Here is an 11604-nt window from a genome sequence, read left to right on the forward strand (position 1 = left end):
GTGACGTTCGGGCTCATGCCTCCACCTCCTCGGTGGCCTCGCCGGCGAGCGTCGCCGGGCCGATGCGGACGAGGGAGCCGGGCCGTGCCCCCGTGTCGGAGGCGACGCCGCCGCCGACGGAGTTCAGCGGGAGCCACACCACGCGGTCGGGCATCTCGGTGACGGCCAGCGGCAGTTCGACGGTGCCCGCGGTGCCGGTCACCGCGAGGAGGTCGCCGTCCTTGACGCCGACCTCGGCGGCCGTGGCGGCCGACACGCGCGCGTAGGCGGCGTGCCGGGTGCCGGTGAGCGCCTCGTCGCCCTGCTGCAGTACGCCCTGGTCGAGCAGCATCCGGTGCCCGGCGAGCACCGCCTCGCCTGCGGCCGGCCGGGGCAGCGCGCCCGCGGTCTCCAGCGGCTCGGTGGCCCGCGGCCCGTCCCAGGCGCCGAGCCGGTTCAGTTCGGCGCGCACGGTGCGCAGGTCCGGCAGCCCCAGGTGGACGTCCATGGCGTCGGCCAGCATCTGCAGCACGCGTGCGTCGCTGGGTGCCACGCGACGGGTCATGTGGTCGGGCTTGAGCGCCGCCTCGAACAGCCGGACGCGCCCTTCCCAGTTGAGGAAGGTGCCCGCCTTCTCGGCGACGGCGGCGACCGGGAGGACGACGTCGGCGAGTTCGGTGACCTCGCTGGGCCGCAGCTCCAGGGAGACCACGAACCCGGCCTCCGCGAGTGCGGCACGCGCGCGTGCCGGGTCGGGCAGGTCGGCGACCTCCACACCGGCGACCAGCAGCGCCTGCAGTTCGCCGTTCACGGCGGCCTCGACGATCTGACCGGTGTCGCGGCCGTAGCGCTGCGGCAGTTCGGCGACGCCCCAGATAGCGGCGACCTCCTCGCGTGCGCGCGGGTCGGTCGCCGGACGGCCGCCGGGCAGCAGCGACGGCAGCGCGCCCGCCTCGATGGCGCCCCGCTCGCCCGCACGGCGCGGGATCCACACCAGCCGGGCCCCGGTCGCGGAGGCGAACCGCACGGCGGCGGTCAGGCCGCCCGCCACGCCCGCCAGGCGCTCGCCGACGACGACCACCGCACCCTCGGTGCGCAGCGCCTCGGACGCCTTCGCCCCGTCGCCCTCCAGTCCGACACCGCTCGCGAGCGCGTCCAGCCACTCGGTCTCGGTGCCGGGAGCGGCGGGCAGCAGCGTGCCGCCGGCCTTCGTCAGACCGCGGGTGGCGTGCGTGGCCAGCGCGAACGTCTTCTGCCCGTGCTTGCGCCAGGCCTTGCGCAGCCGCAGGAAGACGCCGGGTGCCTCCTCCTCGGACTCGAACCCGACGAGCAGGACGGCGGGCGCCTTCTCCAGCGCCGTGTACGTGACGCCCGTACCGTCGAGGTCGCGTCCGCGGCCGGCGACCCGCGCGGCGAGGAAGTCGGACTCCTCGCTGCTGTGCACGCGCGCGCGGAAGTCGATGTCGTTGGTGCCGAGTGCCACGCGTGCGAACTTGCTGTAGGCGTAGGCGTCCTCGACGGTGAGCCGGCCGCCGGTCAGCACACCGGTCCGGCCGCGGGAGGCCAGCAGCCCCTGGGCCGCGATCTGCAGCGCCTCCGGCCAGGAAGCGGGCTGCAGCTCGCCCTCCGGGTTGCGCACCAGCGGCGTGTCCAGGCGGTCCCGCAGCTGCGCGTAGCGGAACGCGAAGCGTCCCTTGTCGCAGATCCACTCCTCGTTGACCTCGGGGTCCTCGGCCGCGAGGCGCCGCATGACCTTGCCGCGCCGGTGGTCGGTGCGCGTGGCGCAGCCGCCGGAGCAGTGCTCGCAGACCGACGGCGAGGAGATCAGGTCGAAGGGGCGGGAACGGAACCGGTAGGCGGCCGAGGTGAGCGCGCCGACCGGGCAGATCTGGATGGTGTTCCCGGAGAAGTACGACTCGAACGGGTCGCCCTCGCCGGTGCCGACCTGCTGGAGTGCGCCCCGCTCGATCAGCTCGATCATCGGGTCGCCCGCGACCTGGTTGGAGAAGCGGGTGCAGCGGGCGCACAGCACGCACCGCTCGCGGTCCAGCAGCACCTGCGTGGAGATCGGCACGGGCTTGTCGTAGGTGCGCTTCTTGCCCTCGAAGCGGGACTCGGCGTTGCCGTGCGACATGGCCTGGTTCTGCAGCGGGCACTCGCCGCCCTTGTCGCAGACCGGGCAGTCCAGCGGGTGGTTGATGAGCAGCAGCTCCATCACACCCTTCTGCGCCTTCTCCGCGACCGGCGAGGTCAGGTGGGTCTTGACCACCATCCCGTCGGTGCAGGTGATGGTGCAGGAGGCCATGGGCTTGCGCTGCCCCTCGACCTCGACGATGCACTGGCGGCAGGCGCCGGCCGGGTCGAGCAGGGGGTGGTCGCAGAACCGGGGGATCTCGATGCCGAGCTGCTCGGCGGCCCGGATGACGAGGGTGCCCTTGGGCACGCTGATCTCGACGCCGTCGATCGTCAGCGTGACGAGGTCCTCGGGCGGGACCGCCGCCTCCCCTCCTCCGGAGGGAGCGCTGGTGGTCACGGTCATGCGTTCACCTCCGTACGGTGGTCGGCCCAGGCCGTCGATTTGGCCGGGTCGAAGGGGCAGCCGCGGCCCGTGATGTGCTGCTCGTACTCCTCGCGGAAGTACTTCAGCGAGGAGAAGATCGGCGAGGCGGCGCCGTCGCCGAGGGCGCAGAAGGACTTGCCGTTGATGTTGTCGGCGATGTCGTTCAGCTTGTCGAGGTCGGACATCCGGCCCTTGCCGGCCTCGATGTCGCGCAGCAGCTGGACCAGCCAGTACGTGCCTTCGCGGCAGGGGGTGCACTTGCCGCAGGACTCGTGGGCGTAGAACTCGGTCCAGCGGGTGACGGCGCGCACGACGCAGGTCGTCTCGTCGAAGCACTGGAGGGCTTTGGTGCCGAGCATGGAACCCGCGGCGCCCACTCCTTCGTAATCAAGAGGGACGTCGAGATGCTCGTCGGTGAACATCGGCGTCGAGGAGCCGCCCGGGGTCCAGAACTTCAGGCGGTGCCCGGGCCGCATGCCGCCGCTCATGTCGAGGAGCTGGCGCAGCGTGATGCCGAGCGGCGCCTCGTACTGGCCAGGGCTCGCGACATGGCCGGACAGGGAGTAGAGCGTGAAGCCCGGGGACTTCTCGCTCCCCATCGACCGGAACCATTCCTTGCCCCGGTTCATGATGGCGGGAACCGACGCGATCGATTCGACGTTGTTCACCACAGTCGGGCAGGCGTAGAGGCCGGCCACAGCGGGGAAGGGGGGACGCAGCCGCGGTTGACCACGGCGGCCTTCGAGCGAGTCGAGCAGCGCGGTCTCCTCACCGCAGATGTACGCGCCCGCGCCCGCGTGCACGGTGAGTTCCAGGTTCAGTCCGCTGCCCAGGACGTTCTCGCCGAGGTAGCCCGCCTCGTACGCCTCGCGCACGGCCGCGTGCAACCGCCGCAGGACGGGGACGACTTCACCCCGCAGATAGATGAAGGCGTGCGACGACCTGATCGCGTAGCACGCGATGACAATGCCCTCGATGAGGCTGTGCGGGTTCGCGAAGAGGAGCGGAATGTCCTTGCACGTTCCGGGCTCCGATTCGTCGGCGTTGACAACAAGATAGTGCGGCTTTCCATCCCCCTGCGGAATGAACTGCCACTTCATCCCGGTGGGGAAGCCGGCGCCGCCGCGCCCGCGCAGACCGGAGTCCTTGACGTACGCGATGACGTCGTCCGGGGACATGGCCAGCGCCTTGCGGAGCCCCTCGTACCCCTCGTGCCTCTTGTAGACGTCCAGCGTCCAGGACTCGTCCTCGTCCCAGAAGGCCGACAGCACGGGTGCGAGCAGCTTCTCCGGGCTGGTGTCCTTCAGTTCGGGTGCCAAGGTCATCACTCCCCCTCCTCGGCGACAGGGCCCGCCGGGTGGGACGGGTCGGAGGCCGATGTGTCCTGCGGCGCGTCGTGCGAGCTGAGGTGCTCGGTCGGTGACGGCTCGTGCGGCGGCGCGTCCTGGGGTGCCTCGCCGCGCGGGTGCACCACGCGCGCGGGGGCGGCCTCGCCCTTGGCCAGCTTCAGGCCGATCAGGGAGGCGGGTCCCGCGCTTCCCGTGGCCTCGACGGCGCCCTCCCGCTCGTCGGGGAAGCCGGCCAGGATGCGCGCGGTCTCCTTGAAGGTGCACAAGGGGGCGCCGCGCGTGGGTGCGACCGGGCGGCCGGCGCGCAGGTCGTCGACGAGGCGCTTGGCGGTCTCGGGGGTCTGGTTGTCGAAGAACTCCCAGTTGACCATCACCACGGGCGCGTAGTCGCAGGCCGCGTTGCACTCGATGTGCTCGAGGGTGACCTTGCCGTCGTCGGTGGTCTCGCCGTTGCCGACGCCGAGGTGCTCCTGGAGCTCCTCGAAGATCGCGTCGCCGCCCATGACGGCGCACAGGGTGTTGGTGCACACCCCGACCTGGTAGTCGCCGCTGGGCTTGCGCCGGTACATGGTGTAGAAGGTGGCGACCGCGGTCACCTCGGCCGTGGTCAGGCCGAGCATGTCCGCGCAGAACTGCATGCCGGTGCGCGTGACATGGCCCTCCTCCGACTGCACGAGGTGCAGCAGCGGCAGGAGGGCGGACCGGGAGTCCGGGTAGCGGGCGATGATCTCGCGCGCGTCGGTCTCCAGCCGGGCCCGGACGTCGTCCGGGTAGGCCGGTGCGGGCAGTTCGGGCATGCCCAGGCTGACGCCCCGCTCCGAAGAAGAGGTGGTCACCGGTCGACGCCTCCCATCACGGGGTCGATGGACGCGACGGCGACGATGACGTCGGCGACCTGGCCGCCCTCGCACATCGCCGCCATGGCCTGCAGGTTGGTGAAGGACGGGTCGCGGAAGTGGACCCGGTAGGGGCGGGTGCCGCCGTCGGAGACGACGTGCACCCCGAGTTCGCCCTTGGGCGACTCGACCGCCGCGTACGCCTGTCCCGGCGGGACGCGGAAGCCCTCGGTGACCAGCTTGAAGTGGTGGATCAGGGCCTCCATGGAGGTGCCCATGATCTTCTTGATGTGGTCGAGGGAGTTGCCGAGCCCGTCCGGTCCCAGGGCGAGCTGGGCGGGCCAGGCGATCTTCTTGTCGGCGACCATGACCGGTCCGGGCTGGAGCCGGTCCAGGCACTGCTCGACGATGTGCAGCGACTGGCGCATCTCTTCGAGCCGGATCAGGAAGCGGCCGTAGGCGTCGCAGGTGTCGGCGGTCGGGATCTCGAAGTCGTAGGTCTCGTATCCGCAGTACGGCTGGGCCTTGCGCAGGTCGTGCGGCAGGCCGGTGGAGCGCAGGATCGGTCCGGTCGCGCCCAGCGCCATGCAGCCGGCCAGGTCCAGGTAGCCGATGTCCTGCATACGGGCCTTGAAGATGGGGTTCCCGGTGGCGAGCTTGTCGTACTCCGGGAGGTTCTTCTTCATCTTCTTCACGAACTCGCGGATCTGGTCCACCGCGCCGGGCGGCAGGTCCTGGGCGAGTCCGCCGGGGCGGATGTACGCGTGGTTCATCCGCAGGCCGGTGATGAGCTCGTAGATGTCGAGAATCAGTTCACGATCACGGAATCCGTAGATCATGATCGTGGTGGCGCCGAGCTCCATGCCGCCGGTGGCGATGGCCACCAGGTGCGAGGACATCCGGTTCAGCTCCATCAGGAGCACGCGGATGATCGAGGCGCGGTCGGGGACCTCGTTCTCGATGCCGAGGAGCCGCTCGACGGCGAGGCAGTACGCCGTCTCGTTGAAGAACGGCGTCAGGTAGTCCATGCGCGTCACGAACGTGGTGCCCTGGGTCCACGTCCGGTACTCGAGGTTCTTCTCGATGCCGGTGTGGAGGTAGCCGATGCCGCAGCGGGCCTCGGTGACGGTCTCGCCGTCGATCTCCAGGATCAGGCGGAGCACTCCGTGGGTGGACGGGTGCTGGGGTCCCATGTTGACGACGATGCGCTCGTCGTCGGCGCGGGCCGCGGTCTGGACGACCTCGTCCCAGTCGCCGCCGGTGACGGTGTAGACGGTGCCTTCCGTGGTCTCGCGCGCCGAAGCGGCGGATGAAAGGGGCGTCCCGGAGGGACTCGTTGAGGGGTGGTGGTCGGGTGACGGGTGGGAGGATGTGTTCGAGGTGCTCACGAGTACGACCTCCGCTGGTCCGGAGCCGGGATCTGGGCGCCCTTGTACTCGACGGGGATGCCGCCGAGGGGGTAGTCCTTGCGCTGCGGAAAGCCCTGCCAGTCGTCCGGCATCATGATCCGCGTCAGGGCGGGGTGGCCGTCGAAGACGATGCCGAAGAAGTCGTACGTCTCGCGCTCGTGCCAGTCGTTCGTCGGATAGACGGAGAACAGCGACGGGATGTGCGGGTCGCTGTCGGGGCAGCTGACCTCCAGGCGGATCAGCCGGTTGTGGGTGATCGAGCGCAGGTGGTAGACGGCGTGCAGTTCGCGGCCCTTGTCGCCGGGGTAGTGGACGCCGCTGACGCCGGTGCACAGCTCGAAGCGCAGCGCCGGGTCGTCGCGCAGGGTCTTCGCCACCCGGACGAGGTGCTCGCGCTCGATGTGGAAGGTGATCTCGTCGCGGTCGACGACCGTCTTCTCGATGGCGTTCTCGGGGAGCAGGCCCTGCTCCTCCAGCGCGCCCTCCAGCTCGTCGGCGACCTCGTCGAACCAGCCGCCGTAGGGACGGGTCGCCGGTCCCGGGAGCCGGACCGAGCGGACCAGGCCGCCGTAGCCGGAGGTGTCGCCGCCGTTGTTCGCGCCGAACATGCCGCGCTGGACGCGGATCTCCTCGCCGCCCTGGCCGCGCTGGCCGGGGAGGTTCTCGGCCGAGAGGTCCTTCTCGGGGTTCACCCCGTTCGCGTCCTTGGGTGCGTCGCTCATCGCAGCAGCCCCTTCATCTCGATCGTGGGCAGGGCCTTGAGCGCCGCCTCCTCCGCCTCGCGGGCCGCTTCCTCGGCGTTGACGCCGAGCTTGGAGGACTGGATCTTCTGGTGGAGCTTGAGGATGGCGTCCATCAGCATCTCCGGCCGGGGCGGGCAGCCGGGCAGATAGATGTCGACCGGGACGATGTGGTCGACGCCCTGGACGATCGCGTAGTTGTTGAACATGCCGCCCGAGGAGGCGCAGACCCCCATGGAGATCACCCACTTGGGGTTCGGCATCTGGTCGTAGACCTGCCGCAGCACCGGCGCCATCTTCTGGCTGACCCGGCCGGCGACGATCATCAGGTCCGCCTGGCGCGGTGAGCCGCGGAAGACCTCCATGCCGAAGCGCGCCAGGTCGTAGCGGCCGGCGCCGGTGGTCATCATCTCGATGGCGCAGCAGGCGAGGCCGAACGTGGCGGGGAAGACGGACGACTTGCGCACCCACCCCGCGGCCTGCTCGACGGTGGTCAGCAGGAAGCCGCTCGGCAGCTTTTCTTCGAGTCCCATGACTAAAGGCCCCTCAGTCCCATTCCAGGCCGCCGCGCCGCCATACGTACGCGTACGCGACGAAGACGGTGAGCACGAAGAGCAGCATCTCCACGAGCCCGAAAAGACCCAGGGCGTCGAAGGTGACGGCCCAGGGGTAGAGGAAGACGATCTCGATATCGAAGATGATGAAGAGCATCGCCGTCAGGTAGTACTTGATGGGGAAGCGCCCGCCGCCGGCCGGCGTGGGGGTCGGCTCGATGCCGCACTCGTAGGCCTCGAGCTTGGCCCGGTTGTACCGCTTCGGACCGATCAGCGTGGCCATGACCACGGAGAAGATCGCAAAGCCTGCCCCGAGGGCTCCCAGTACGAGGATGGGCGCATACGCGTTCACCGCTCCTCGCTCCTCTCAGTCGGCACTGACTGCTGGCGGTTGTGCGTCGGGCTCATCCGCCTCACCAGCCCCGCGAACCACGCCCGCCCCGGCGAAGATCGAGAACATGTGAAGCAGGTCACAAGCCCAACCGCTCCGCATCTTATGCCCGCCGGTCTGTGATCTGCGACACGGGGTATTGCACAAGCTTTGTGATCTCCACCACCTGACGAACGATCATGAAGTCGGATGAGCGGTGATCTTCACACGCGAAGCGTCCGGGCGATCACCAGAGGTGACATTTTGGCTCGTCAGCGCAGGCCAGGAGGCCCGTCTCCATATCAAGAGAGTTCTCTTGCATGCAAATTGGTGCTGGACTCGATCTCTTGATAGAGGCCGCGTTCACACATGAGAGGGGGGTCGGGGCGCGATGTGGACGTGTGCACGCGTTCACGAAGTCCGGCTCCGAGGTGCGGTGCCGTGATCCGGGCGTGACCCGGCCGTGATCGGTGCGGTGCGACGCGACCCGAGGGGTAATCGTTCCGTGACCTCCGCCACATTCATGAGAGGCGCCTGAGAACCGGGCTTGGCCAACCAGTCCAACCAGTGGTAGGCGGAGGGCAATTCGGGCGTAATGATGAAACACCGTGATCACAGCCGGGTCACAGGCCGCCCGCAATGTCCGTTACGGCGTCAATAAAGAGCGGCGCGCCCGGGATTCGGGGCCCCGGTTGAACAACTGTGGCGCAGGACACGTTTCTTGAAGATATGAAGGAGCCCCTGGTACCGGTTGTTCCCATGTCCCACACCGCTCACATACGCAGCCACCGGAAGCCCCGCCGCACCGCGACCTCCACGATCGCGATGCGGGCCGGAGTTGCCGGTGGCGTCCTCAGCACCCTGGCAGTCGCCGGGGCGTCCAGCTCGGCGAACGCGGCCGAGCCGGTGACGCAGACCCTCGAACTGCCCACCCTGACGGCCGACCTGGCCACTCAGGTCGCCCAGTCCGCGGAGGTCACCCAGCAGGCCGCCGCGAACTACCAGCTGCAGGCCGAGCGTGACGCGGCCGCCGCCAAGGCCGCCAAGGAGGCCAAGGCGGACCTCGCCGAGGCCAAGAAGAAGGCCGAGGCGAAGAAGAAGGCGGCGGAGGAGGCCCGCAAGGCCGCCGCCGAGCGTGCGGCGCGCACGGCCGAGCGCCCCTCCCTCACCAGCACCACGACCGCCTCCGCGCCGGCCAGCGGCAGCGTCGCGACGGTCATCTCCTTCCTCAAGGCGCAGGTGGGCGACGCCTACGTCATGGGCGCCACCGGCCCCAACGCCTGGGACTGCTCCAGCCTGGTCCAGGCCGCGTTCCGCCAGGTCGGCGTCGACCTGCCGCGCGTCTCGCAGGACCAGTCGACGGTCGGCACCGACATCCCGCTGTCCCAGATCCAGGTCGGCGACATCCTCTACTGGGGCGGCAAGGGCTCCGCGTACCACACGGGTGTCTACATCGGGAACGGCCAGTACCTGGACGCTGCCAACCCGTCCAAGGGTGTCGTCATCCAGGACCTCTCCGGCTACCCGGCCTCGGGTGCCGTGCGCGTGCTCTGAACCAACACATCGCGCTCATAACGGACTGAAGGGTCGCTGCCGCTCGGGGGCAGCGGCCCTCGTCCGTTCATGTCCGTCCGGCCGGACACCCCCAGAGGGCAACACCCAGAGGGCTCCAGAAGGCAAGATCACCCGATTGCCCGAATTATCCCCGCGGCGGCGTGGGTTGACGCCTCGGCATGGACGACCGCGAGCCGCGTGCGCACCCGTGACGGCCCCTCACAGCGCCCCGGACACGCGCAAGGCGGCCGACGTCCGTCCCCCGGACTCCGGCCGCCCACAGAGCCGCTCACGGCTCCCGTACGCGCGGGGCACTGCCCGCCGCGCGTCTCACGCCTTCGGCGCCACCTTGCTCAGCCCGTTGATGATGCGGTCCATCGCGTCGCCGCCCGTCGGGTCGGTCAGGTTGGCGAGCAGCTTCAGGGTGAACCGCATCAGCATCGGGTGGGTCAGACCCCGCTGCGCGGCGATCTGCATGACCTTCGGGTTGCCGATGAGCTTCACGAAGGCGCGGCCGAGCGTGTAGTAGCCGCCGTAGGTGTCCTTCAGGACGCGCGGGTAGCGCTGGAGGGCGGTCTCCCGCTGGGCCGGGGTGGCACGCGCGTGGGCCTGGACGATGACGTCGGCGGCGATCTGCCCGGACTCCATGGCGTAGGCGATGCCCTCGCCGTTGAAGGGGTTCACCAGGCCGCCCGCGTCGCCGACGAGCAGCAGCCCGCGCGTGTAGTGCGGCTGGCGGTTGAAGGCCATGGGGAGCGCGGCGCCGCGGATCGGGCCGGTCATGTTGTCCGGCGTGTAGCCCCAGTCCTCCGGCATCGAGGCGCACCAGGCCTTGAGGACCTCGCGCCAGTCGAGCTCCTTGAAGGAGTCGGAGGTGTTGAGCACGCCCAGGCCGACGTTCGACGTGCCGTCGCCCATGCCGAAGATCCAGCCGTAGCCGGGCAGCAGCCGGTCCTGGGGGCCGCGGCGGTCCCACAGCTCCAGCCAGGACTCCAGGTAGTCGTCGTCGTGGCGGGGCGAGGTGAAGTACGTGCGCACGGCAACACCCATCGGGCGGTCCTCGCGGCGGTGCAGCCCCATCGCCAGGGACAGCCGGGTGGAGTTGCCGTCGGCGGCCACCACGAGCGGGGCGTGGAAGGCGACCTCGCGCTTCTCCTCGCCCAGCTTGGCCTTCACGCCCGTGATGCGGCCGGTGCGGTCGTCGACGATCGGGGCGCCCACGTTGCAGCGCTCGTACAGCCGGGCGCCCGCCTTCTGCGCCTGCCGGGCGAGCTGCTCGTCGAAGTCGTCGCGCTTGCGGACCAGGCCGTAGTCGGGGAAGGAGGCGAGATCCGGCCAGTCCAGCTGGAGCCGGACCCCGCCGCCGATGATGCGCAGGCCCTTGTTGCGCAGCCAGCCGGCCTCCTCGGAGATGTCGATGCCCATCGACACCAGCTGCTTCACGGCGCGCGGGGTGAGACCGTCACCGCAGACCTTCTCCCGCGGGAACTCGGTCTTCTCCAGCAGCAGCACGTCGAGTCCGGCCCTGGCCAGGTGGTAGGCGGTGGTGGAGCCGGCTGGCCCCGCGCCCACGACGATCACATCGGCGGTGTTGTCGGAGAGGGGCTCGGTCACGGCGGGATCTCCCCAAGGTTCGAAATCTGCGTGCCGACCGGCACTGGACATGGGCAGTCTATGCAGCACAATTGATCACCCGGCTGAAGGGCTGCCCGACGTGAACCGAGCTCTCCCCGTCGTACGGCTCCGTGTCCCCACCCACGAGGACGCCTTCGTCTGGCACCGCCTCTTCGACGACCCGGACGTCATGGAGTTCCACGGCGGCAGGTCCGCCGAGCTGTCCGTCTACGAGGAGCTCACCGCCCGCCAGCGGCGGCACGACGCCGAGTGCGGCTTCTGCCTGTGGTCCATGCTCGACGAGTCCGACGGCATCATCGGCTTCACGGGCGCCCAGCCGTGGCCGGAGGACTGGGGGCCCAAGGGCGAGATCGAGATCGGCTGGCGGCTGGGCCGTGCGTACTGGGGCAAGGGATATGTGACCGCGGCGGCGCGGCAGACGCTGGAGCGGGTGCGCGCGGCGGGCGTGCCGCGCGTGGTGGCGATGGTCGACGCGCGCAACTCGCGCTCGATAGCGGTCACCCAGCGGCTCGGGATGCGCCTCGCCGAGACGTTCACGACCCCGGTCGGCAGGGTCGAGGCCCACTGCTACCGCCTCGACCTCTGAGGGCCCTACCCGGCCGTCACACACGGTGAATC

General features: G+C 69.9%; 10 protein-coding genes. 2 read left to right on the forward strand and 8 right to left on the reverse strand.

What is annotated here, in order from left to right:
* Positions 1–13: 13 nt before the first annotated feature.
* Genes AB0412_RS18390 through AB0412_RS18420 form a run of 7 tightly spaced genes read right to left on the reverse strand, consistent with a single transcriptional unit; the run spans position 14 to position 7779 of the window.
* Positions 14–2518 carry an NADH-quinone oxidoreductase subunit G gene (locus AB0412_RS18390; RefSeq protein WP_366403605.1) on the reverse strand — a complete coding sequence of 835 codons (2505 nt, stop codon included), beginning with the start codon at positions 2516–2518 and terminating at the stop codon, positions 14–16.
* Complete coding sequence (gene nuoF, locus AB0412_RS18395; protein WP_366403606.1) at positions 2515–3867, reverse strand: NADH-quinone oxidoreductase subunit NuoF; 1353 nt, start codon at positions 3865–3867, stop codon at positions 2515–2517. The genes AB0412_RS18390 and nuoF overlap by 4 nt, the downstream gene beginning before the upstream one ends.
* Positions 3864–4724, reverse strand: coding sequence for an NADH-quinone oxidoreductase subunit NuoE (gene nuoE / locus AB0412_RS18400; protein WP_366403607.1), 861 nt, complete (start codon positions 4722–4724; stop codon positions 3864–3866). The genes nuoF and nuoE overlap by 4 nt, the downstream gene beginning before the upstream one ends.
* A complete protein-coding gene (locus AB0412_RS18405) occupies positions 4721–6112 on the reverse strand; it encodes an NADH-quinone oxidoreductase subunit D (RefSeq protein ID WP_366403608.1) in 1392 nt (463 codons plus the stop codon). The genes nuoE and AB0412_RS18405 overlap by 4 nt, the downstream gene beginning before the upstream one ends.
* Positions 6109–6855, reverse strand: a complete 747-nt coding sequence (locus AB0412_RS18410) for an NADH-quinone oxidoreductase subunit C (RefSeq protein WP_366403609.1) — start codon at positions 6853–6855, stop codon at positions 6109–6111. Before AB0412_RS18410 ends, AB0412_RS18405 begins: the two co-directional genes overlap by 4 nt.
* The gene (locus tag AB0412_RS18415) at positions 6852–7406 is read right to left on the reverse strand and encodes an NADH-quinone oxidoreductase subunit B family protein (protein WP_018528252.1); all 555 of its coding nucleotides are present in this window, start codon (positions 7404–7406) and stop codon (positions 6852–6854) included. The genes AB0412_RS18410 and AB0412_RS18415 overlap by 4 nt, the downstream gene beginning before the upstream one ends.
* A 13-nt stretch (positions 7407–7419) precedes the next feature.
* Positions 7420–7779, reverse strand: a complete 360-nt coding sequence (locus AB0412_RS18420) for an NADH-quinone oxidoreductase subunit A (protein WP_007490928.1) — start codon at positions 7777–7779, stop codon at positions 7420–7422.
* A gap of 747 nt (positions 7780–8526) precedes the next feature.
* Between AB0412_RS18420 and AB0412_RS18425 the strand changes: the two genes are divergently transcribed.
* Positions 8527–9351 (forward strand): C40 family peptidase, encoded by an 825-nt coding sequence (locus AB0412_RS18425; RefSeq protein WP_366403610.1) that lies wholly within the window; start codon positions 8527–8529, stop codon positions 9349–9351.
* A gap of 330 nt (positions 9352–9681) precedes the next feature.
* On the opposite strand, the gene AB0412_RS18430 is transcribed toward AB0412_RS18425, so the two are convergent.
* The gene (locus AB0412_RS18430; protein WP_366403611.1) at positions 9682–11016 is read right to left on the reverse strand and encodes a geranylgeranyl reductase family protein; all 1335 of its coding nucleotides are present in this window, start codon (positions 11014–11016) and stop codon (positions 9682–9684) included.
* A gap of 49 nt (positions 11017–11065) precedes the next feature.
* Here AB0412_RS18430 and AB0412_RS18435 point away from each other — a divergent pair, with 49 nt between their 5' ends.
* Complete coding sequence (locus AB0412_RS18435; RefSeq protein WP_366403612.1) at positions 11066–11572, forward strand: GNAT family N-acetyltransferase; 507 nt, start codon at positions 11066–11068, stop codon at positions 11570–11572.
* Positions 11573–11604: the final 32 nt, after the last annotated feature.

The organism is Streptomyces sp. NPDC052012, assembly GCF_040689265.1.
Classification (GTDB): Bacteria; Actinomycetota; Actinomycetes; order Streptomycetales; family Streptomycetaceae; genus Streptomyces.